Source organism: Amycolatopsis sp. NPDC004169, assembly GCF_040610315.1.
Lineage (GTDB): Bacteria > Actinomycetota > Actinomycetes > Mycobacteriales > Pseudonocardiaceae > Amycolatopsis.
In genome coordinates this window covers 1-22243 of record NZ_JBEXMD010000014.1, presented here as the reverse complement: position 1 = coordinate 22243, position 22243 = coordinate 1, and the positions used below count along the sequence as shown (strand labels likewise).

The following is a 22243-nucleotide window of genomic DNA, read 5'->3' as shown; positions in this document are numbered from 1 at the left end:
CGGATGGCCGGCACGCTGTCCGGCCTGCGGCTGCGCGAGCTGCTGCGCGACCTGCAGGACCGGATCGAGCTGCTGATCTCCACGCGCGACAAGATGGACGGCCTGCTCGACGCGGTCCTGGCCGTCGCCTCGGGGCTCGAACTGGACACGACGCTGACCCGGATCGTGCAGGCGGCGATCGAGCTGGGCGAGGCCAAGTACGGCGCGCTCGGTGTGCTCGCCGAGGACGGCAGCCTGTCCGAGTTCATCCACCTCGGCATCGACGACGAAGCCCGCCGTCGCATCGGCGACCTGCCCGAGGGGCACGGCGTGCTGGGCGTGGTCATCGACGAGGCGAAACCTCTGCGGCTGGAGGAGATCTCCGCCCATCCGGCCTCCGTCGGCTTCCCCGCGCACCACCCGCCGATGCACTCGTTCCTCGGCGTGCCGGTGCGGGTGCGTGACGAGGTGTTCGGCCGGCTGTACCTCACCGAGAAGAAGAACGGGGAGCCGTTCACCGACGACGACGAGGTCGTGGTGCAGGCTCTCGCCGCGGCGGCCGGCATCGCCATCGAGAACGCGCACCTCTACGAGCAGGCGCGCGTGCGCCAGCAGTGGCTGGCCGCGACCAGCGAGGTGACCACCGAACTGCTCGGCGGCACCGACCCGGCGGAGGCGCTCACCCTGATCGCCAGCCGCGCGCTGGAGCTGACCGGCTCCGACGTCACGATGCTCGCCCTGCCGAACTCCGGGCGGCTCGACGTCGACGAGGACTGGGGCGACGACGTCGACGACCTGACGGTCACCGTGTGCGCGGGCACGCGGGCGGCCGAGCTGTCGGGGACGCGCATCGACGTCGACGAGAGCGTGCCGGGCTCGGTGTACCGGGACCGGACGCCGCGCAGCGTGCCCTGCCTGAGCCTGCGCGACCACCGCTTCGGGCCGGCGATGGTGGTGCCGCTGCGGGCGGGCGACCGGACGACCGGCGTGCTGATCGCGGCCCGCGAAGCCGGTTCCGCCGGCTTCGAGGCGGCGCAGCTGTCGGTGGTCGCGTCCTTCGCCGACCAGGCGGCGCTGGCGTTGCAGCTGGCGGCTCAGCAGCGGGCGGCGCGGGAGCTGGATGTCCTCGGCGACCGCGACCGGATCGCGCGTGACCTGCACGACCACGTCATCCAGCGGCTGTTCGCGGTGGGCCTGTCGATGCAGAGCACCCAGCGGCGCACGAAGTCCCCGGAGCTGCAGAAGCGGCTGGGCGAGAGCATCGAGCAGATGCACGAGATCGTCCAGGAGATCCGCACGGCGATCTTCGACCTGCACGGCGGCGCGGCGGGCGCCACGGGCCTGCGGCTGCGCCACCGCCTGCACGACGCGATCGCCGAGCTGACCGACGACGCCCCGCTGCAGCCGACGGTCAGCATGTCGGGCCCGATCGACACGGTGCCGGCGCAGCTGGCCGAGCACGTCGAAGCGGTGGTGCGCGAGGCGGTGAGCAACGCGGTGCGCCACGCGGACGCCTCGACGGTCACGGTGTCGATCGCGGTGAAGGAGGAGACGATCCGCGTAGTGGTGGCCGACGACGGCAAGGGGCTGGCGGAGGGGATCTCCCCGAGCGGGCTCGGGAACCTGCGTGACCGTGCGGAGGCGTCGGGCGGCACGTTCTCCCTGGACAGCGGCCCCGACGGCGGGGTCAGGATCGAGTGGTCGGCCCCGGTCGGCTGAGCGTCCGGTAGATCGGTCGGCGGCACCGGCCGCTTTTCAGTGACGAAAGTCCTCAGGGTTCAGGCAATCCGGCCGCGTCGCCGGGCCACCGAACCGAGGTCTCCTTGTCCTGCGACCCCCGAAGTCGCAGGGAAGGAGGAACGGATGACTGCCCTGGTGCCGGGCTCACGCCTGGCGTTGCCGAGCATCGCGGCGTGGCTGGAGAACCCCTGGCCGTTCGCCGAGCACAACCCGGTCCGGATCGAGGAGTCCACTGAGGACGGCAAGTACCTCGTGCGGGCCGAACTGCCCGGCTTCGACCCGGAGAAGCACATCTCCGTCACCACGCACAACGGGCTGCTGACCATCTCCGCCGAGCGTGAGGCGAAGGAAACCGCCGAAGGCGGCCGCAGTGAGTTCTTCTACGGCACCTTCAGCCGCACGGTCAGCCTGCCGGCCGGGGCCGACCCGGCGAAGGTCAAGGCGACGTACACCGACGGCATCCTCGAGATCTCGATGCCGGTTTCGGAGCACCCGCGCGACAGACACGTGAAGATCCAGGTCACCAAGGACTAGGTGACCCTCCGCGGTGGGCGCGGCCCTCGATCGGCCGCGCCCACCCTCATGCCCCGAGGAGATGCGATGACCCGGGCCCTGCTCGCGCACGGTGACGTGGTGCTCGTGCGCCCGCTGCACCCGGCCGACACCGCCGAGGTGCTCGCCCTGCACACCAGGCTCACCAAGCAGGACACCTACTTCCGGTTCTTCGGCACTCCGTCCGGTTTGGACAAACTGGCGGCCGGCATCGCCGCCGACCCCGGTCCCGGCCACTACGCCGTGGGCTGCTACCGGCGCGGGGAGCTCGTCGGCGTCGCGAACTACGAGGTGCTGAAGGACTCGTCCGACGCCGAAGTCGCCCTGGTGGTCGACGCGACCGTGCGCACCCAGGGCGTGGCGACCCTGCTGATGGAGCACCTCGTCTCCCACGCCCGGAAGACCGGCCTGAAACGGTTCCTCGCCGAAGTGCTCGCCGAGAACGCCAACGTCCTCCACGTCTTCAAGGACCTCGGCCTGCGCTTCGAGGCCAGCGTCGGTGGTCCCGAGCGCGACGTCGTGATGATCCTCGAAGACGACCCGGCATACGTCGAGGCGGTCCTCGAACGCGATTCGGTCGCCGACGCCGCCAGCCTCGCCCACCTGTTCCGGCCGTCCTCGATCGCCGTGATCGGGGCCGGGCGCCGCCCGGGTTCGGTGGGGAACGCCGTGCTGGCCAACCTGGTCGGCTCCGGCTTCCCCGGCCCGGTGGAGGTGGTGAACCCGCACGCGGACGAGATCCTCGGCGTGCCGAGCGTGCCCTCCGTCGCGGCCCTGAGCCGCACCCCCGAACTCGCGGTGATCTGCCTGCCCGCGCCGGCCGCCGCACAGGCGGTCGAAGAGTGCGGGAAGCGCGGGGTCCGGGCCGTCGTCCTCATCTCCTCCGGGCTGACCGGCACCGGCGCCGGCGAGCGCGTCCACGCGGCCGTGCGCGAGTACGGTCTCCGGCTGGTCGGGCCCAACTGCCTCGGCGTCGTCTCCACCGATCCGGCCCGCCCCTACGACCTGACGTTCCTCGCCACCCCGGTCAAGCCGGGCAACATCGGCGTCGTCACCCAGTCCGGCGGCGTCGGCATCGCGCTGGCCGAATCTCTCGGTGACCTCGGCCTCGGCGTGTCGAACCTGGTCTCGACCGGGGACAAGTACGACGTCAGCGGCAACGACCTGCTCATGTGGTGGGCCGCCGACCTCCGCACCGGACTGGCCGTGCTCTACCTCGAGTCGTTCGGCAACCCGCGCAAGTTCAGCCGGCTGGCCCGCCGGCTCGCCCGCACCCGTCCGGTGCTCGCCGTCCGCTCCGGCAGCGGCGACACCGCCCAGCGCGCCGCCGCTTCGCACACCGCCGCGGCCGCCACCCCCGCCGTCACCCGGGACGCGCTGTTCGAGCAGGCGGGCGTCATCGCCGTCGACACCGTCGCCGAGCTGGTCGACGTCATCGCCGGCCTGTCGTGGCAGCTCCTGCCCGGCGGCCCGCGGGTGGCCGTGGTGAGCAACGCGGGTGGCGCCGGAGTGCTCGCCGCCGACGCCTGCGAACGCGAGGGCCTCGTCATGGCCGAGCTGTCCCAGGACACCCGGGACCGCCTCGCGAAGCTGCTGCCCGCCGAAGCCGCGGTGCACAACCCGGTCGACACGACCGCGGCCGTGCGTGCGGAGGTCTTCGCCGACGCTCTGCGCGCGGTCCTCGACGACGACGGCGTCGACGCGGTCATCGCCGCGACCGTGCCCACCGCGGTCGGCGACCCCGGCACGTCACTCGCCGCGGTGCTCCCGCCCGAGTACAAGACCGTCTTCGCGGTCCGGCCCGGGCAGCGCGCCCGGGTGGCGCCGCTGGTGCCCGGCCGCGGCGTCACCGCCTGCTACGACGACCCCGCGGCAGCCGCCGCGGTGCTGGCCCGGCTGGTCCGCTACGAGCAGTGGCTGAACCGGCCCGAAGCCGACGACCACCTCGAGCCGCTGGAAGCGCCGGACGCATTGCGTGCGTTCGCCCGCGAGCACGAAGGCTGGCTCTCGCCGTCGGACGCCGTCGAACTGCTCCGGCTCGCGGACATCCCCCTGGTGGAGACCCACTACGTCGAGGCAGGCGACTCGATGGACGCCGCGGCCGCCGACCTCGGTTCGCCGGTGGTGCTCAAGGCCGACGCCGAGGGCCTGCTGCACAAGACCGCCGGCGGGGGTGTGCTGCTCAACGTGCGCGGGGCCGACCGGATCGTGGAGGCGTTCCGGGTCCTGCGGTCCCGCTTCGGGTCCGCCCTGCGTGGCGTGACGGTCCAGCCGATGGCCGAACCGGGCCGTGAGCTGCTGGTCGGGGTGCGCTCGGACCCGGTGTTCGGGCCGCTGGTCGTGTTCGGCCTCGGCGGCGTCGACACCGACCTGATCGCCGACCACGCCGCCCGGCTCGCACCGCTGACCGGCGCCGACGCGGACCTGCTCCTGGACGGGTTGCGCGCATCGAAGGCGCTCTGGGCGGCCGGGCTGGACCGGGCCGCGGTGCGCGACCTGCTGCTGAAGGTCAGCCGGCTCGCCGAACTGGTGCCGGAACTGGCCGAGCTGGACCTCAACCCGGTGCGCGTGGGCTCGGAGGGCTGCGTGGCGCTCGACGTTCGCGCCCGCCTGGAGCCCGTCGCGGCCGAAGACCCGTTCCTCCGCCGGCTGCGAGACTGAAGGAGCGACCCGTGCGTGTGCTGACCCTGAACCCGGGCTCGTCGAGCGTGAAGGTGTCGCTGGTCGTCGACGGCACCGCGGTCGGCTGGGCCGCCTGGGACTCGACCGGCCCGGCCGTGGTGGGCGACGCGATCCGCCGGTGGTCCGCAGTGGACGCCGTTGCCGTCCGGTTCGTCCACGGCGGCTCCCAGAAGGCTCCGGCCCGCGTGGACGACACGTTGCTCGCCAACCTCGAACGGCTCACCTCCCTGGCACCGAACCACCAGCCGCTCTCGCTGGAGGTCACGCGGGAAGTCCGCCGCCTGCTGCCGGACGTGCCGGTGGTGGCCTGCTTCGACACGGCCTTCCACGCGCGGATGCCGGAAGCGGCGGCGCGGTACCCGCTGCCCCGGGCGTGGACTGTGCAGAACCGCTTGCGCCGCTATGGTTTCCACGGTCTGTCGTGCCAGTACTCCCTGCGCCGCACCGGCGAACTGCTGGGCCGGGCGCCCGAGGACCTGCAACTCGTGTGCGCCCACGTCGGCGCCGGCGTGTCGGTGACCGCGATCCGCGACGGCCACGGCGTCGACACGAGCATGGGCTTCACCCCGCTCGAAGGCGCCATGATGGCCACCCGGTCGGGTTCGGTCGATCCGGGCCTGCTGCTGCACGTGATGCAGACGGCGCCGATGAGCCCGGCCGAGATGGCCGAGGCGCTGTTCCACCGTTCCGGGCTGGCCGGGATGACCGGCACCAACGGCGACCTGCGGCGCGTGCTGGCCGCGGCCGCCCGCGGCGATGGCGACGCTTCGGTGGCCCTCGACGTCTACCGGCACCGGCTGCGCCGGGAGATCGGTGCCGCCACGACCAGCCTGTCCCGGCTGGACGCCGTGGTGTTCACCGGCGGGGTCGCCGAGCACCAGCCCGAGCTGATCACGTCCGTCATCGACGGACTGGGTGTGCTGGGCCTGCGGGCCGGAGCCGTCCCGCGCACCGACGTCGACCGGATCGTCACGGCGGCCGATTCCCCGGTGCCCGCCCTGATCGTGCTGCCCCGGGAAGACCTGGAGCTGGCCCGCGGCGCCGAAGAGGCGCTCGCCCGAGTGTCCGTGAGGTGACCCCGTGCACGTCCTGCTCACCGAGGCGTCCTTCGGCGACGCCGACTTCCTCGTCCAGCCCCTGCGTGACGCGGGCTGCCTGGTCAGCCGGTGTCACAGCCGCGCCGGGCTCTGCCGGGCGCTGGCGGTCGGGGGCCGCTGCCCGCTCGACGAGCCGTTCGCCCAGCCCGACCTGGTCGTGGACGTCCGCGGCCAGGAGCCCGAGCTGACCGCGCGCGAGTTCGGCGTCGTGTGCGCCGTCCGCGACCACGTGCCGGTGGCGCTCGTCTCCCCGGACCCGGACGTCCGGCCGGAAGTCCCGCCGGGGCTGGAGAACCGCGTCACCGTGACCGACGTCGACGGGCTCCTCGCCACCTGCCGCCCCGACAGATGACCGCGTTTCACTGGGACACCTCGTCCCGCGCCGTGCTGGGCGACGCGCTGGTGCGGCTGGGCCCGAACCGGTGCGTCGCCGAAGTGCGGCCGGACGAGGTCGTCCTGACCGAGCCGCCGTCCCGGCGCGACCGGGCACGCAACGCGGCCTTGATCGAATGCGGCGCGGCACTGTCGACCGTCTGGACGGTGCTGCGGATCCTGGGCCGCGACCCGGTCGTGGCGTTCCCGGACGACACCGACCGCCCCGACGTCGCGGCGGTCGTCCGCGCCGGCCCGCCGCGACCGCCGTCGAGCGTCGAATGGGCGCGGTACACGGCGCTGCGCAGGCTTGACGAGCCGGAGCTGCGGCCGGTCAGCCTGGCCGTGCTGGGGGCACTCGCGAGCGAGAACTTCTGGCCGGAGACCGACGTGCGCATCGTGCGGCCCGGCTGGGTGCCTGCCCTCGAGCAGCTCGGCGCCGACGTCACGGGCCGGTCCGCCCTGCTCGTCACCACCCAGGCCGACAGCCGCCGGCACCACGTCCTCGCGGGCGCCGCACTCCACGGCACCCGGCTCGCAGCGGCCGTCCGCAGCTTTGCGTCCCGCGGCGTTCTGCTGCCCCGTCAGACGTTCGTCGAGCGGGCCCGGCAGCCCGAGATCCTGCCCGGCACCCCGCAGGCGCTGCTGCTGGTCGGCCTCGCCACCTCGAAGCGAAGGAAACCACGATGACCACGCACCTGAAGCCCGGCCCGGCCGAGGCACCACCGGTCGACGCCCGGGAGCCGGTCTCCCGGCTGCTGCGGGACCTGCGGACCACGCCGAGCGGCCTGACAGCACGGGAAGCCGCCCGCCGGCTGCAGGTGAGCGGTCCGAACGCACTGCCGTCGCACGGCGGCCGGAGGTGGCCGATCGAGCTGGGACGGCAGCTGGTCCACCCTCTCGCGTTGCTGCTGTGGGTCGCGGGCGGGCTGGCCTGGATCGCCGGGACGACGAACCTGGCGATCGCCATCGCCGGCGTCATCCTGCTCAACGGCCTGCTGGCCTTCGTCCAGGAACAGCAGGCGGAGAAGGCCGTCGAGGCGCTGGGGAAGTACCTGCCCGACCGGGCGCCGGTACTGCGCGACGGCCAGGTGTGGCACGTGCCCGCGACCGAGCTGGTCCCCGGCGACGTCCTCGTCCTGGCGGAGGGCAACCGGATCCCCGCCGACGCCCGGCTGATCGACGGCACGGTGGACGTGGACGCGTCGATGCTGACGGGGGAGTCGATACCGGTGACCCGGATGGCCGACGCCCACGACGACGCATCCCGCCCCCTCGACTCGCCGGTGCTCGTCTTCAGCGGCACGGTCTGCGTCGCCGGTGCCGCGCACGGGGTCGTCCACGCCACCGGACGGCACACCGAGATCGGCCGGATCGCGTCGCTGTCGTCGCGCGTCGGGCGTGAAGAGAGCCCGCTCGAACGCCAGGTGCGGCGGGTCGCGTGGCTGATCGCGCTGGTGGCCGTCGTCGTCGGCATCGGCTTCCTGCCGCTGGGCTGGCTGGCCGGGCTGTCGTGGTCGGCGGCGTTCGTGTTCGCGATCGGCCTGCTGGTGGCCAATGTCCCCGAGGGCCTGCTGCCGACGATCACCCTGGCCCTGGCCGCGGGCGTTCGGTCGATGGCCAAGGCCGGCGCGCTGGTGAAGCGGCTTTCCGCGGTGGAGACACTGGGGTCGACGACGGTGATCTGCACCGACAAGACCGGGACCTTGACGCGGAACGAGATGACCGTCGAGGAGGTGCACCCGGTGGGCGAGGCGTTCGTCGAGGCACTGGCCCGGTGCACCACCGCCGACGTCACCGCGTCGAGCGGTGACCCGACCGAACTGGCGTTGCTGCGGTACGCGAACGCGAACGGCGCGGATCCGTCCCTCCGCGACGCCGGCCGGAAGGCCTTGTACCCGTTCGATCCACGGCTCAAGCGCATGTCCACTGTGGACCTCGTGGGGAATGCGCTTTCGGTCTCGACGAAAGGGGCGCCGGAGCAGGTGCTGCCCCGGTGCGCGATGCCGGCCGAAGAGCGGGCCCGGCTCCTGGCGCTGGTCGACGAGATGGCGGGCCGCGCCCTGCGGGTGCTGGCGGTCGCCGGCCGCCGGGTGGCCGCGCTGCCGGGCAGCCGCGACGAGGCCGAGACCGGCCTGACCCTGCTCGGCTTGGTGGGCCTGGTCGACCCGCCGCGGCCCGAGGTGGCCGCCGCGGTCGCGGACTGCCATTCGGCGGGCATCCGGGTGCACGTGGTGACCGGCGACAACGGCCGCACGGCGGCGGAGATCGCCCGCCGCGTCGGGATCGGCGCGGACCGGGTGATCAGCGGCGAGGAGCTGGCCGAGCTCTCGGAGCCGGCTCTCGACGACGCGCTGACGGCCAACGGCGAGATCGTGTTCTCCCGGGCGGCACCGGAGGACAAGCTGCGCATCGCGGACGCGTTGCGCGACTGCGGCGAAGTGGTGGCGATGACCGGCGACGGCGTCAACGACGCCCCGGCGTTGCGCCGCGCGGACATCGGCGTGGCGATGGGCATCGGCGGCACGGACGTGGCCAAGGAAGCGGCGACGGTGGTGTTGACCGATGACAACTTCGCGACGATCGTGGCCGGCGTCCGGGAGGGGCGGCGGGTCTTCGACAACGTCCGGAAGTTCGTGCTGTACATCTTCGCGCACGCGGTGCCGGAGGTGCTGCCGTTCCTGCTGTTCGCGGTGTCGGGCGGGATGATCCCGTTGCCGTTGACGGTGCTGCAGATCCTGGCGATCGACCTGGGCACGGAAACCCTGCCCGCGTTGGCATTGGGCCGCGAACCCGCGGAGCCCGGCTTGATGTCCCGCCGCCCGCGTCGCCGTTCCGAAGGTGTGGTCACGGGCCGGATGTTGCTGCGGGCGTGGGGGATCATGGGCCTGGTGTCGGGCGTACTGGTGCTCGGGGCGTTCTTCGCGGTGCTGTACGCGGCGGGCTGGCACCCGGGCGCGGACGTCTCTGCGGGCGCGCTGCACGACGCTTACCTGCAGGCCACGACGGCGAGCTTCGCGGCGATCGTGTTCTGCCAGGTGGGCACGGCGTTCGCGGCCCGGACCGAGCGGGTGTCGCTGCGCTCGGTGGGCTTGACGACCAACCGGTTGCTGCTTGGTGGAATCGTGTTCGAGCTGGTCTTCGCGGCTGCGTTGATCTACCTGCCGCCGCTGCAACTGGTGTTCGGGACGGCGGCGCTGCCGGCTTGGGTGATGGCGATGCTGCTGCCGATGCCGGTGATCGTGTGGGGTGCGGACGAGCTGTTCCGCTGGGCCACCCGCCGCCGGTCGGTGTAAGAAGAGCCGGGCTTACCCTTCGACACCTTGCGCAGAGGCGTCGCCGGAGGGGGTCACGTGTTCCCCTTCGGCGGAAGCCGGCGCAACCAAAATCCGTGCCGGCCAGGGGTTCGTGATGGCCCATGCCAGGAGAAGACGGGTAGCTCGTTGAAGGCGCAAGAGCGTTCGCCAGCGGAAGTCGTCGGTGTTGTTTCGACTCCAAGGGCCGCGGAACAGGATGCCGGGCGTGGTTTCGCCACCATGGAGTATGCCGGCGTGGACTGTTTTCGAGCGAGCGCTGTAAACGGGATCCAGGGCTGCGGCTTCTTCCTCGCTCAGGACTTTGCGAAGCGCAGCTTTGAAACCTGCTCCGAGGCCCAACCGGTTCCGGCACTTCTTGCAGCTCTCGAACTTGAAAAGCTTGCCCGCGATGGTCTCGACGGAGGCGACGAAGGACACCGCGGCGAAGGAGGGGTGGCGCGGCAGGGCTTGAATTCCTTCGAGGTAGGTGTCCAATGCGGCAGTCAGCACTGGCTCTCGCTGGATACGGTCCCAGGCCGAATCAAGCCCCTCCGGCAACGTCAATGTCGTTGCCGAGGAAATGTCGAACGTGTCTTCCCCTTGTCGCGCGGACACCGGCCGCAGACCAGTTGTAGCCGCGCGATGAGGGTACGCTGCTGGGTGCTCTCGGGCTCGACGAGGACCTGGTCGGTGGACACCAGTCGCATCGGCCCAATCGACACGTCAGCCGTCAGTCGGCTCGGGTGGCCGCTGATCCGCTCAGGTCCAGGCCCGATAATCGCCGTCCATGGAATCGCCTCACCCTCGTCGCCAAGGGTGGCGGTCGCTTGCGCGGCTGCTGCGGTGATAATGCCGATGAGCTCCTCACCGGGATCCGACTCTCCGGCTATCAGGACAAAAACGGAATCATCGGTGACCGCGAGGAGGACGACCGTCCCGGCAACAGTCTCACCCTGAAGAGTGATCTGGATGAAGGGTGCTGTCGTGTCGTCATAGCGGTGGCCTCCGACGGAAACCGACTTGCCTGCCAGCGCGCTGGAGAAGTGGTGGAGCCATTCTCCGCCTTGCTCGGTCCAATCAAGAGCGAGGGGCGCCGCAGCGACGACATGCCAGGGGTAGCCGATCATCAGCCAAGGGTCTCATCTCATGAGCACTTCGCCTCGGAATTGCCAGTCGGCCTGCACGGCCTCCGGGGGTCAGACCGACGCGAGCCGATTCGCTGCCTCCGGCGTGATGACCACGACCGGGCACCGCGAGTACCGCACGCACTCCCGGCCCACGCTGCCCAGCACCAGATCCGCCACCGCTCCGCCGCGGTGGGCGCCGAGCACCAGCAGATCCGCGTCCGCCGAGGCCGTCACCAGCTCGGTCGCCGGGTCGCCGTGGACCGTCCGGGTCTCCACCGATGCCGGGGTCTCGATGGCCAGCTCGCGCACGTGCGAGTCGAGTGAGAAACCGGTTTCGGGGACGCGGCCGTGCGGCTGGATCGCGAACGACGTGCCCGGCAGCAGCGTGTCCCGCGGCAGGACGAGGATCGCGCGGACCGTGTCGCCCTCGTGGGCGCCGATCTCGAGGGCCCACCGCAGGGCCGCGTCGCCGCGCGGTGAACCGTCCATGCCGACGATGATGACGCGACCAGTGCTCATGACTTCCTTCTTTCCTCTGCGACGGCCCATCGTGCGGCCGGGCGGCCGCGGCCCGGTAGGGGACGAATTCCGCCGGAGCGGAGGACTTTGTGCTCCGGTGCGGCCCCCGCCGGTCTCGCGACGATGACGTCGGCGGGGCATCGGGCTCCGCGCCGAGGAGGGACCGCGATGACCGTCCTGACCACGGAGCAGCTCGGCGTCCTCGCGCGCGCCGTCAGCCGGGCGCCTTCGGTGCACAACAGCCAGCCGTGGCAGCTGCTCGTCCGCGGGACCGAGGTCGACCTGCTCGAACGCCGGGACGTCCACCTGCGCCGGCACGATCCGTCCGACCGGGACCGCGTGCTCTCCTGCGGTGCCGCGCTGACCAACCTCGAACTGGCCGTCCGCGCGCTCGGCCGGGACTGCCACGTCGGCCTGCGGGGCGACGGCGCCGTCGTGGCCACGGTGACGATCGGCCGCCGGCGCGCCACGTCCACCCGCGCCTACCTGCTGTACCAGGCGATCGGCCGCCGCCGCAGTCACCGGCACCGGTTCTTCCACAGCCGGGTGCCCACGACCGTGCAGCACGCGCTGGTCGCCGCCGGCGAAACGAGCGGCGTGCACATCGTCCGGCCCGCGCGGCTGGACAAGCTGGCCCAGCTCCTCGGCTTCGCCGCGCGCGTCCTCCGTGACGACCGCGGCTACCAGCGTGAGCTCGCGGTGTGGACCGCCCACACCCACGGCTGGGACGCCGCAGGCGACGGCATCGCCGACGACGCGCTCGGCCCCGAACCACTTCCGTTCGCGGGGATCGTCCGGCCCGACACGCCGATTCCCGACGACGCCGTGCTCGCCGACCGGCTGGCCGGGGAGAACTGGCTGGTCTTCTGCACCGACGGTGACAACCGGGCCGACCAGCTGGCCGCCGGCGCGGCGCTGGAGCGCACCTGGCTGACCGCGGCGTCGAAGGCGCTGGCCGGCTCGGTCATCACCCAGCCCCTGCACCTGACCGGCTTCCGCGCGCGGCTCGTGTCCGAGCTCGCGTTGCCCGGCGTCCCGCAGGCGATCTTCCGCTACGGCTACCCGGCCGTCCCCGCTGCCCCCTCGCCCCGGCTCCCGCTCGGCGAGCTGTTCGCACCTCCAGGAGGAACCCGATGACCTACGTACGCGACCTGGCCGAAATCCGGCTCACCGACGACGAGACCGTCGGGGGCAAGGGGGCCAACCTCGGCGAGCTGATCTCCGCCGGGTTCCCCGTGCCGGGCGGCTTCGTGATCTCCCGCGACGGCTACTGGGCCGCGCTGGAGAAGGCCGGCGTCCGCTCCGAGGTGGCCGACCTGCACGCCAAGGCTCTGGCCAATGTGGACGACGCGAACTTCCTGGCCGAGCAGTGCGACCGCATCCGGGACCTCGTCCGGCTGGCCGGGCTGACCGGCGAGCTGCGGGAGGAGATCGCGCAGGCCTACCGCGAGCTCGGCGCGTCGACACCGGTCGCCATCCGGTCCTCGGCCACCGGCGAGGACGGCGCCGAAGCGTCGTTCGCGGGCATGAACGCCACCTACACCAACATCTGGGGCGACCACGCCGTCGCCGAGCACGTCGTGGACTGCTGGACGTCGCTGTTCAGCCCGCGCGTCGTCAGCTACCGCGCCAGCCGCGGGTTCACCGGCGAACCGGCGATCGCCGTCGTCGTGCAGCGGATGATCCGCTCCGAGCGCTCCGGCGTCATCTTCACCGCCGACCCGCGCACCGGCGACCGCGATCGCGTCGTCGTCGAAGCCGTGTTCGGCCAGGGCGAGGCGATCGTCAGCGGCGCCGTCGAGCCCGACACCTACGTCGTCGGCAAGCAGGAGCTGCTGATCCTCTCGGTGCGGATCGGGAAGCAGACCCACAAGATCATCGCCGACGAAGGCGGCGGCGACGTCACCATCCAGCTGCCGGAGCCGGCGGGCGGCCGCCGGGTGCTGAGCGAGACCGTCGTGCTGGAGCTGGCCCGGATGGCCACCCGCGTCGAGGAGCATTACGGCGTGCCCCAGGACATCGAGTTCGCGATCGCCGACAGCGAGATCTTCCTGGTGCAGTCCCGGCCGATCACCACGCTGCCGCCGGTCACGCCGGCGAGCACCGTCGCGCTCGTCACCGGGCTCGGCGCGTCGCCGGGCGAAGGCAGCGGCGCGGTCCGCGTGCTGCACGACCCGGTCGAGGCCAAGCACCTGCGCGACGGCGAGATCCTGGTCGCGCCGATGACCAACCCGGACTGGGTGCCCGCCATCCGCCGGGCCGCCGCGGTGGTCACCGACGGCGGCGGGATGACCTGCCACGCGGCCGTGGTCGCCCGGGAGCTGGGCGTTCCTGCCGTGGTCGGTACCGGCGACGCCACCCGCGTGCTGGTGGACCGCAGCCTGGTCACCGTCGACGGCACCCAGGGTGAGGTCCGCCCGGGCGCGGCCAAGAAGGCCCCCGCGCACACCGCACCCGTCGTCGCCCCGGTGGCCCCGGAAGCCATCGGCACCAAGCTCTACGTCAACCTCGCCATGCCCGAGCACGCCGAAGAGGTCGCCGCGCAGGCGGTCGACGGCGTCGGCCTGCTGCGCGCGGAGTTCCTCCTGACCGAGGCCCTCGGCGGGCGGCACCCGCGTGACCTGCTGGCCAAGGGCGAAGAGCGGTCCTTCGTGGACGAGATGGCGGAGTCGCTGCTGAAGATCACCAAGCCGTTCGGCACCCGCCCGGTCGTCTACCGCGCTACCGACCTGCGCAGCAACGAGTTCCGCGGGCTCGCCGGCGGCGAGGAGTTCGAGCCGGTGGAGAGCAACCCGATGATCGGCTACCGCGGCTGCTACCGGTACGTGCGCGAGCGCGACCTGTTCGCCCTCGAACTGGAGACCCTCGCCCGGGTGCGCGAGCAGACGCCGAACCTGCACCTGATGATCCCGTTCGTGCGCACCAAGTGGGAGCTGGAGGAGTGCCTGGAGCTGGTCGACACCAGCCCCCTCGGCCGGCAGCGCGGCCTGCACCGCTGGGTGATGGCCGAGGTGCCCTCGGTCGTGCACTGGCTGGGCGAGTACGCCGGGATGGGCATCGACGGCGTCTCGATCGGCAGCAACGACCTCACCCAGCTGATGCTGGGTGTCGACCGCGACTCGGGCCAGTGCGCGGAGCTGTTCGACGAGGCCGACCCGGCGGTGCTCGACGCGATCGAGCGGATCGTCCGGATCGCCCGGCACAAGAACATCACGTCGTCGCTGTGCGGCCAGGCGCCCTCCACCAAACCGGGCTTCGCCGAGCACCTGGTGCGTTTCGGCATCACGTCGATTTCCGTCAACCCGGACGTCATCGGCCCCGCCCGCGCGGCGATCGCGTCGGCCGAGCGGCGGATCCTGCTGGAGGCCACCCGATGAGCGCGGCGATCGAGATCCGCGGCCTGCGCAAGTCGTTCGGGCGCACCCGCGCGCTCGACGGGCTCGACCTGACCGTCGAGGCGGGGGAGGTGCACGGCTTCCTCGGGCCCAACGGTGCCGGGAAGACCACGACGCTGCGGCTGCTGCTGGGTCTCCTGCGCGCCGACGGCGGCGAGATGCGGCTGCTCGGCGGGGACCCTTGGCACGACGCCGTGGCGCTGCACCGGCGCCTGGCCTACGTGCCGGGTGAGGTGTCGTTGTGGCCGAACCTGACCGGCGGTGAAGTGATCGACCTGCTCGGCCGGCTGCGCGGCGGCCTCGATCCGGCGCGCCGCGCGCGGTACCTGGACCGGTTCGAGCTCGACCCGCGGGTCAAGGGCCGCGCTTACTCGAAGGGGAACCGGCAGAAGGTCGCCGTCGTCGCCGCGCTGGCTTCCGACGTCGAGCTGCTGCTGCTCGACGAACCGACCGCGGGGCTCGACCCGCTGATGGAGGAGACCTTCCGGGAGTGCATCCGGGAAGAACGGGAGCGGGGCCGCACGATCCTGCTGTCCAGCCACATCCTGTCCGAGGCCGAGGCCCTGTGCGACCGCGTCAGCATCATCCGCGCCGGCCGGGTGGTGGACGCGGGCAGCCTCGACGACCTGCGCCACCTCACCCGTACGACGATCACCGCCCGGGTGGCGGGGGCGCCGGACGGCCTCGCCACGCTGCCCGGGGTGCACGACTTCGCCGTGGACGGTTCCGACGTCCGGCTGACCGTCGACACCGCCGCGCTGTCCCCGGTGCTGGCCGCGCTGGGGCAGTGCGGGGTGCACAGCCTGGTCAGCCGTCCGCCGACTCTGGAAGAGCTGTTCCTGCGGCACTACCGCGGCGAGCGGGAGGCGGTGCCGGCATGAGCGGCGTCTTCGCCGGCACGGCCGCGCTGATCCGGCTGGCCCTGCGCCGCGACCGGATCCGGCTGCCGGTCTGGATCCTCGTGTTCGCGGCGACGGCGGCGTCCGCGGCGGCCGCCACCATGGCCGTCTACCCGACGGACGCCGACCTGCACGCGGCGGCGGCCGCCATCAACGGGGTGCCGTCCCTGCGCGCCCTGTACGGGCCGGTGCACGAGCCGACGCTCGGCGCGACCTCGGTGTTCAAGCTGACCGCGTTCGGGGCCGCCCTGGTCGGGCTGGTGATGATCTTCACCGCGGTCCGGCACACCCGGGCCGAGGAGGAAGCCGGACGGCGCGAGCTGCTCGGCTCGACGGTGGTGGGCCGGTATGCCGGGCTGGTCGCCGGGCTCGCCGTGACGGCGGGCGCGAGCGTCGTGCTCGGGTTGACCACCGCGGCCGCTCTCGCCGCGACCGGGCTGCCAGCCGGCGGCTCGCTGGCCTTCGGGCTGTGCTGGGCCGCCGCGGGCCTGGTGTTCGGCGGCGCGGCCGCGGTGACGGCCCAGCTGACCAAGAGCGCCCGGTCCGCTTCGGGCCTGGCCGTGCTCTTCCTGGTCGCCGCCTACTTCCTGCGGGCGGTGGGCGACTCCGCCGGTCCGGGGTGGCTTTCCCGGCTGTCGCCGATCGGGTGGAGCGAAGAGGTCCGCCCGTTCGCCGGTGACGTCTGGTGGGTGCTCACCGTCCCGGCCGTCGCCGCCGCGGCGCTCGGCGGGGTCGCCATCGCGCTGGCACGGGTCCGGGACCTCGACGCGGGCCTGCTGCCCGACCACCCGGGCCCCGCCGGGGCCGGCCGGTCGCTGGGGAGCACCGGGGGACTGGCGTGGCGGCTCAACCGCGGCACGCTCGCGGTGTGGACGAGCGCGTACGTCCTGCTGGGGCTCGTGTGCGGCAGCCTGGCCGGCAACGTCGGCTCGATGCTGACGAACGCCCAGGCGCAGGCCATGATCACCGCGCTCGGTGGCGAGAAGGGGATCTCGGACGCGTTCCTCGCGGCGGAGCTGGCGGCGAGCGGGGTGATCACGTCGGCCTACGTGGTTTCCGTGCTGGCTCGGCTCCGCGCCGAGGAGCGGGCCCTGCGTGTCGAGCCGCTGCTGGCCGCCGCGGTGGACCGGCGCCGGCTCCTGGGCGGCTACCTCGCCTTCGCCGCCGGGGCACCCGCGGTCCTGCTGACCGCGCTCGGGCTGGCGGCCGGGCTGACGAACGGCGCCCACCTGGGCCGGGTCGGGCCCGAGGTGGCCCGGCTGATCGGCGCCGCGCTCGCGCAACTGCCCGCGGTGTGGGTGCTGGCCGGCATCGCGACCGTCGTGTTCGGTCTCCTCGGCCGGGCGCTGACCGCCGCGTGGGTGGCGCTGGTGACGTTCCTCCTGCTCGGCGAGTTCGGTGTGCTGCTGAAGTTCGACCAGTGGGTGCTCGACCTCTCGCCGTTCACCCACTCGCCGAAGCTGCCGGGCGGGACCGTCCAGGCGGCGCCGCTGCTCTGGCTCACGGCGCTGGGCGCCGCGCTGGTCGTGGCGGGGGTGACCGGGTTCCGCCGGCGTGACATCGCCGGCTGATCCACGAAGGGAGTCTCGATGTCCGACGGATCCCGCGCCGCCGCGCTCAGCGCCGCCCGCCGTGCTTCCGCGCGCTACCGCACCAGCCCGTGGCCGGGGCGGCTGCACGTGACCGCGCACCACCCGGCGCACGCCGATCCGCTCCTGACGTTCCTGGGCGGCGCCCGGTACCTGCTGGCGGCGGACACCACGCTGCTGGTCGGCTGCGGGCTCTTCGAGGGGCCGGAGACGGCGTGGCGCCGCAACTTCTCGCCGGGGCCGGACGAACTGCACGCGGCCGACGCGGTGATCCTGCCGAGCGCCGACCTCGGGCACGCCGGATTCCTGCCGCAGCTGGTCGCCGAAGGCTGGCACGGGCCGGTGTTCGCGACTCCGGCCACGGCCGCGCTGCTGCCGGTGGTGCTGTCCGATGCCGCGAAGCAGTTCGCCGAAGACGCTGCCCAGGTCTGCCCGCCGCCGCCGGGTGTCCCGCCGTTCCGCGTGGAGGACGTCACCCGCGCGCTGGCCCTGGTCCGGCCGGTGGAATTCGGGTCGCTGCACCGCTTCGGCGGCGTGGAGATCGAGTTCGGCCGCGCCGGCGGCCTGCTGGGCGCAGCCTGGCTGCGGGTGCGGGCCGGCGGCCGTTCGGTGGTGTTCGCGGGCCCGCTGGGGACGGCGGACCACCCGCTGCTGCGGGCACCGGACCCGTGTCCCCGCTCCGACGTGCTGGTCCTCGCGGCACCCCGGCCGGCTGCCGGCGGCCACCTGCCCGGCCGGTTCGCCGCGGCGATCCACCGCGCGGTGCGGCGGGGCGGGTGCGTGGTCGTCCCGGTTTCGGTGGACGGTGGCGTCGAGGTGCTTCGGGCGCTCACGGAGACCGGGCAGCTCCCACCGGTGCCGGTGGTCCTGGACGGCGACCTCGGTCTCGAGGTCCACCGCAAGGCGGCAGGCGAGCTGCGCCGCGGTGCGCGCGTGCCGGCTTCCCAGCTGCGGGCGGAACCCCCGGACGGGCCGTCGGTCATCCTGGCCGGTCTGGGGACGGCGGACTCCGGGCGCGTCCTCCGGCACCTCGCCCGGGTGCTGCCGGATCGCCGCGGCGGAGTCGTGCTGTGCGGACACCCGGCGCCGGGGACACGCGCGGCGCAGCTCGCGAACGGTGCCCGCCACCTGAAGATCCACGGCCGGTACGTCCCGGTCCGCGCGGAGGTGACCACACTCGGCGGCACGGGTGCGTTCGCCGGCCCGGAGGAAGTCCTCGCGTGGGCGACCGCCACCCCGGCGCCCGAGACGGCGTTCGTGGCCGAGGGGGACGCGGAAGCAGCGCAGGCGCTGGCGAAGGCGCTGCACGCGCAAGCGGACTGGTGCGCGGTGGTTCCCGAGGAGGGTGAGCGAGTGCTGTGCTGACACCGGGAAGGCCTTTGGTCCTCCCCGGACGTGACGCGCGGCCGTCGCGGCGCCCGGCGGCCTCCGGTGATGCTGAAGGTGCCCGTTCCCCGGACACCGGAGCCCGACGATGAGCCGACCACTGCCCAGCGTGTTCGACCAGGCCCTCGCCTCGGCCGTGCGCGCGCCTTCGCCGCACAACACCCAGCCGTGGCGGTTCGTCGTCGAGGACGAAGTCGTCGAGGTCTGGCTGGACCGGGAGCGCGTTCTCGGGGTCGCGGATCCGCACGGGCGGGAGGCGCGGCTGTCCTGCGGCGCGGCCGCCCTCAACCTGCAGATCAGCCTGCGGGCCAACGGGCTCGCCGCGGTCGTGCGGCTGCTGCCCGACCCGGCCGAGCCCGACCTCGTCGCGGTGATCCGGCTCGACGGCAACGAGAAGGCCACCGCGGCCGAACGCAAGCTCGCCGAGGCCGTGTTCCGCCGGCACACGAACCGGCGGCCGCTGCTGGACAAGGAAGTGCCGCCGGTCGTGCGGGCCACGCTCAAGTCGGCGGCCCTGCACGAAGGCGGGCAGATCGAGTACCTCGACGCGTCCGGCCGGTACACCCCGGTCGCCTCCTTGGTGCGGCAGGCCGAAGCGCTGCAGGCGGACGACGAGGAGTTCCGCGCCGAAGCCGCGTTCTGGACCCACCGCGAGCCCGAAAGCCCCGACGGCGTGCCGAAGATCGCGTCCGGGCCACCGTCGCACGGACCCGGGATCGTCTCGCTGCGCGCGTCGCACGAAGACCGGGACCTGCCCGCGCGCGAGTACGAACAGGAACCCCTGCTCGGTGCCGTGCTCACCCGTGATCGGGGCCCGCACGCGGAGGTGCGGGCCGGAATGGCCATGCAGCGGGTCCTGCTCACCGCGACCGCCGAAGGCCTGGCGACGTCGTTCCTGTCCCAGCCGTTCGAGACGCCGCGCACGCGGGAGTCGCTCGACCGCCTCTTCGCCGGAGCCGGGCAACCCCACACGCTGCTGCGCATCGGCTACGGCTACCCGACCCGGCTGACCGGCCGCCGCCCGGTGCACGAGGTGCTGACCCACCGGACCACGGCCGGGTGAAGCTCAGCGGCGGACCGATGCGCGCAGCACGTCCTGGAAGGTGATCATCCCGACGACGTGCCCGCCCTCGACGACCGGCGCCGAACGCACGCCGGCGTCGGTCATCCGCCGCGCCAGCTCGCCGACGTCGGTGTCCGCCGGTACCGCCAGCCCGCTCGTGCGCATGACCGCGCCCACCGTGCGCGGGCCGCCGTCGAGCAGCACGCCGGTGTCCGGGTCGCCCGGCGGGGCCGGCACCCGCAGGATGTCCACTTCGGACAGCAGGCCGAGCAGCCGCCCGTCCGCGTCGACCACCGGCATGGTGGTGAACCCGTGCGCGGTCATGACCTTCGCGGCCTCTTCGAGCGTCGCGGTCGGCGCCAGGGCGAACGTCGGGGTGGTCATGATGTCGCGTGCGCGCATGGTTCCTGCTCCGTTTCCTGCGGGTGTTCCGACCATCCCGCGGGTGCCGCGGACGGCACAGGGTCCTAAGTCCCCGGCGCGGCCGCCGACGGACTCCGGTCCGGGGCCCAAGGCCTCTTCGGTGGACCCGGACGTCCGGTGATCCTGGAAGCGGAAAGGGAACACCGAAGGGAAGGACGCCCACCATGAACCGGATCGCGCGGATGTGGCGCACGCTGGTCCCGCCCCGGGGTTCGGTGGCGCGCCCCTCGGACCGGCTCCAGGGTGGCCTGCTCGCCCTGGGGGTACTGCTCGCCCTCGTCGCGTTGCCGGCCGCCGCGAGCGTCGGCTCCGAGACGTTCGCGCGCCAGCAGGCGCAGTCGGCCCAGGAGCTGGCGGAGCGCACCCTGGTGACCGCGACCCTGCTCGCCGATGGCCCCGAAATCAACGTGAACTCGCGGACCGGCTCCCTCGGCGGCGGCGCACCCACCGACGCGACCTGGGTGCTCCCGGACGGAACTCGCCGCGTCGGCCAGGTCGTCGCCGACGAGGGCACGCTCAAGGGGCACCGGCTCGACGTCTGGGTGGATCGCGACGGCACCCCGGTGGACCCGCCGCTCAGCAGCGCGGCCGTGGTGATCGACGCCGCCGGCGTCGGGCTCGGCCTGTGGCTCGCGGCGCTGATCCTGCTGGCCGTCGCCTACCGGCTTTCGGTGTTCTCGCTCGACCGCTTCCGCTATGCCCGCTGGCAGCAGGAGTGGTTCGCCGACCAGGACCGCAAAACCCGTTCTTGAGGACGAAGAGAAGGTGAAACCGACATGACCACGGCAAACCAGGGCGACATCGTCGTCGGCGTGGACCACTCGGCGATCAGCGCGGCCGCACTGCGCTGGGCGGTGTCCGAAGCGGCGGTGAGCGGCCGGCAGGTCGTCGCGCTGCGCGCGTGGACGTTCGAGCCGGTCTACGACCTCGGCGCGGCGGTCGCCGGGACACCGCAGACGGTCGCCGACCGTGAACGGCGCCAGCTGGACGAGGTCGTCGGCGAGGTGCGGGCCGAGCACCCGGGCGTCGCCGTCCGGGCCGAGCTGGTCGAACACTCGCCGACGGTGGCACTGGAGGAGGCGTCGAAGACCGCTTCGATGCTCGTCCTCGGCAGCCACGGCCACAACCGGTTGCTGAAGCTGCTGGTCGGCTCGGTCGCCGAGCACTGCCTGCGTGAAGCGAGCTGCCCCGTCGTGGTGATCCCGGCGCGGACGGTCCCGGAGCCGGAGAAGGACGAGAAGCCGGAGCCGGAGCCCGCGGCCGGGTACTACCCCGGGCCGCTGCTGTGAAGGAGGTCGAGATGCCCAGTCACCGCAAGGTGGGCTCGGTCATGACGACCGAAGTGACCACCGTGGGCCCGGACACGCCGTTCAAGGCGGTCGCTCTCCTGCTGGCCGGCTGGAACATCAGCGGGGCGCCCGTGGTCGACTCCGGCGGCAAGGTGCTCGGCGTCGTCTCACAGGGTGACCTGCTCGAGCGCGAGGCCCCGCACGGTCTGCTCAAGCCCGGTTCCCGCCAGGCGAAGCGCAAGGCGGGCGCGGCGTTCGTGGCGGACCTGATGACGGCCCCGGCGGTCGTCGTCCGCACCGGCGACGACGTCACGGTGGCCGCGAAGCTGCTCGAGGAACACCATTTCCACCGTCTGCCGGTGGTGGACGACGAGGGCAAGCTCGTCGGCGTGGTGTCCCGCTCGGACCTGCTGCGGGTGTTCCTGCGCACGGACCGCGAGATCCGGGACGAGGTCCGGGAGGAGGTGCTGCTGCGGGAGATGGCCATGGACCCCGCTTCGCTGTACGTCTCCGTGCACAACGGCATCGTGACCCTCAACGGCACGGTGGAGCGGCAGAGCATGATCCCGGTGATCGTGGCGCTGGTCCGCCGGGTCGACGGGGTGGTGGAGGTGCGGCAGACGCTTCGAGGCCGGTTCGACGACCGGGGCGTGTCGCCGACGCCGTCCGGGCCGCCCGGGGTGCTGAGCCGGAAGCGGCCGACCTATTGAGAGCCACGGAGAAGCGGGCCCCCGACCCAAACCACCGGGGCCGCCAATCACCGGGAGAGCCCAACGCCCACCCCCCCCCCGGGGGGGCGCCCCACCCCGGGCCATCACGACCGGGAGCACGCCGC

20 protein-coding genes are annotated in these 22243 nt (G+C 73.1%); 16 read left to right on the top strand and 4 right to left on the bottom strand.

All coding sequences use genetic code 11. The features are described from left to right. Positions 1 to 3: 3 nt before the first annotated feature. The 7 genes from ABZX11_RS20375 to ABZX11_RS20345 all read left to right on the top strand — a co-directional run bounded on the left by ABZX11_RS20375 (position 4) and on the right by ABZX11_RS20345 (position 9718). Positions 4 to 1698 carry a GAF domain-containing protein gene (locus ABZX11_RS20375; RefSeq protein ID WP_354915342.1) on the top strand — a complete coding sequence of 565 codons (1695 nt, stop codon included), beginning with the start codon at positions 4 to 6 and terminating at the stop codon, positions 1696 to 1698. A gap of 144 nt (positions 1699 to 1842) precedes the next feature. Further along, positions 1843 to 2253 (top strand): Hsp20/alpha crystallin family protein, encoded by a 411-nt coding sequence (locus tag ABZX11_RS20370; RefSeq protein WP_354914906.1) that lies wholly within the window; start codon positions 1843 to 1845, stop codon positions 2251 to 2253. A gap of 66 nt (positions 2254 to 2319) precedes the next feature. Then, the gene (locus tag ABZX11_RS20365) at positions 2320 to 4932 is read left to right on the top strand and encodes a GNAT family N-acetyltransferase (protein ID WP_354914904.1); all 2613 of its coding nucleotides are present in this window, start codon (positions 2320 to 2322) and stop codon (positions 4930 to 4932) included. 11 nt (positions 4933 to 4943) lie between these two features. Further along, the gene (locus ABZX11_RS20360) at positions 4944 to 6029 is read left to right on the top strand and encodes an acetate kinase (protein WP_354914902.1); all 1086 of its coding nucleotides are present in this window, start codon (positions 4944 to 4946) and stop codon (positions 6027 to 6029) included. A 4-nt stretch (positions 6030 to 6033) separates the two neighbouring features. Then, positions 6034 to 6402, top strand: a complete 369-nt coding sequence (locus ABZX11_RS20355; protein WP_176177157.1) for a hypothetical protein — start codon at positions 6034 to 6036, stop codon at positions 6400 to 6402. Continuing rightward, positions 6399 to 7112, top strand: coding sequence for a hypothetical protein (locus tag ABZX11_RS20350; RefSeq protein WP_354914900.1), 714 nt, complete (start codon positions 6399 to 6401; stop codon positions 7110 to 7112). Before ABZX11_RS20355 ends, ABZX11_RS20350 begins: the two co-directional genes overlap by 4 nt. Then, positions 7109 to 9718 (top strand): cation-transporting P-type ATPase, encoded by a 2610-nt coding sequence (locus tag ABZX11_RS20345; RefSeq protein WP_354914898.1) that lies wholly within the window; start codon positions 7109 to 7111, stop codon positions 9716 to 9718. The genes ABZX11_RS20350 and ABZX11_RS20345 overlap by 4 nt, the downstream gene beginning before the upstream one ends. Positions 9719 to 9730: 12 nt before the next feature. Here the strand turns inward: ABZX11_RS20345 and ABZX11_RS20340 are convergent, their stop codons facing one another. The 3 genes from ABZX11_RS20340 to ABZX11_RS20330 all read right to left on the bottom strand — a co-directional run bounded on the left by ABZX11_RS20340 (position 9731) and on the right by ABZX11_RS20330 (position 11364). Beyond that, positions 9731 to 10213: a hypothetical protein gene (locus ABZX11_RS20340; RefSeq protein ID WP_354914896.1), complete on the bottom strand. Its 483-nt coding sequence runs from the start codon at positions 10211 to 10213 to the stop codon at positions 9731 to 9733. A gap of 65 nt (positions 10214 to 10278) precedes the next feature. After that, positions 10279 to 10845: a hypothetical protein gene (locus ABZX11_RS20335; protein WP_354914894.1), complete on the bottom strand. Its 567-nt coding sequence runs from the start codon at positions 10843 to 10845 to the stop codon at positions 10279 to 10281. A gap of 69 nt (positions 10846 to 10914) precedes the next feature. Next, positions 10915 to 11364 carry a universal stress protein gene (locus ABZX11_RS20330; RefSeq protein WP_176177161.1) on the bottom strand — a complete coding sequence of 150 codons (450 nt, stop codon included), beginning with the start codon at positions 11362 to 11364 and terminating at the stop codon, positions 10915 to 10917. A 168-nt stretch (positions 11365 to 11532) separates the two neighbouring features. On the opposite strand from ABZX11_RS20330, the gene ABZX11_RS20325 reads away from it, so the two are divergent. The 6 genes from ABZX11_RS20325 (at position 11533) to ABZX11_RS20300 (ending at position 19696) form a co-directional block, all read left to right on the top strand. Then, complete coding sequence (locus tag ABZX11_RS20325; protein WP_354914892.1) at positions 11533 to 12501, top strand: nitroreductase; 969 nt, start codon at positions 11533 to 11535, stop codon at positions 12499 to 12501. Beyond that, positions 12498 to 14741, top strand: a complete 2244-nt coding sequence (gene ppsA / locus ABZX11_RS20320) for a phosphoenolpyruvate synthase (RefSeq protein ID WP_176177163.1) — start codon at positions 12498 to 12500, stop codon at positions 14739 to 14741. Before ABZX11_RS20325 ends, ppsA begins: the two co-directional genes overlap by 4 nt. Then, entirely contained in the window at positions 14738 to 15640 is a 903-nt protein-coding gene (locus tag ABZX11_RS20315) for an ABC transporter ATP-binding protein (RefSeq protein ID WP_354914889.1), read from the top strand. The genes ppsA and ABZX11_RS20315 overlap by 4 nt, the downstream gene beginning before the upstream one ends. Continuing rightward, positions 15637 to 17229 (top strand): ABC transporter permease, encoded by a 1593-nt coding sequence (locus tag ABZX11_RS20310; RefSeq protein ID WP_354914887.1) that lies wholly within the window; start codon positions 15637 to 15639, stop codon positions 17227 to 17229. Before ABZX11_RS20315 ends, ABZX11_RS20310 begins: the two co-directional genes overlap by 4 nt. Positions 17230 to 17247: 18 nt before the next feature. Further along, a complete protein-coding gene (locus ABZX11_RS20305; protein WP_354914885.1) occupies positions 17248 to 18612 on the top strand; it encodes an MBL fold metallo-hydrolase in 1365 nt (454 codons plus the stop codon). A gap of 109 nt (positions 18613 to 18721) precedes the next feature. Next, positions 18722 to 19696 (top strand): nitroreductase family protein, encoded by a 975-nt coding sequence (locus ABZX11_RS20300; protein ID WP_354914883.1) that lies wholly within the window; start codon positions 18722 to 18724, stop codon positions 19694 to 19696. A 3-nt stretch (positions 19697 to 19699) separates the two neighbouring features. Here ABZX11_RS20300 and ABZX11_RS20295 read toward each other — a convergent pair whose 3' ends face one another. Beyond that, a complete protein-coding gene (locus ABZX11_RS20295) occupies positions 19700 to 20098 on the bottom strand; it encodes a CBS domain-containing protein (RefSeq protein ID WP_176177168.1) in 399 nt (132 codons plus the stop codon). A 185-nt stretch (positions 20099 to 20283) separates the two neighbouring features. Here ABZX11_RS20295 and ABZX11_RS20290 point away from each other — a divergent pair, with 185 nt between their 5' ends. Genes ABZX11_RS20290 through ABZX11_RS20280 form a run of 3 tightly spaced genes read left to right on the top strand, consistent with a single transcriptional unit; the run spans position 20284 to position 22118 of the window. Then, on the top strand, positions 20284 to 20871 hold the full coding sequence (locus ABZX11_RS20290) for a hypothetical protein (protein WP_354914881.1): 588 nt from the start codon (positions 20284 to 20286) through the stop codon (positions 20869 to 20871). A gap of 24 nt (positions 20872 to 20895) precedes the next feature. Continuing rightward, positions 20896 to 21408, top strand: coding sequence for a universal stress protein (locus ABZX11_RS20285; protein ID WP_176177170.1), 513 nt, complete (start codon positions 20896 to 20898; stop codon positions 21406 to 21408). 41 nt (positions 21409 to 21449) lie between these two features. Next, positions 21450 to 22118, top strand: a complete 669-nt coding sequence (locus tag ABZX11_RS20280; RefSeq protein WP_354914879.1) for a CBS domain-containing protein — start codon at positions 21450 to 21452, stop codon at positions 22116 to 22118. Positions 22119 to 22243: the final 125 nt, after the last annotated feature.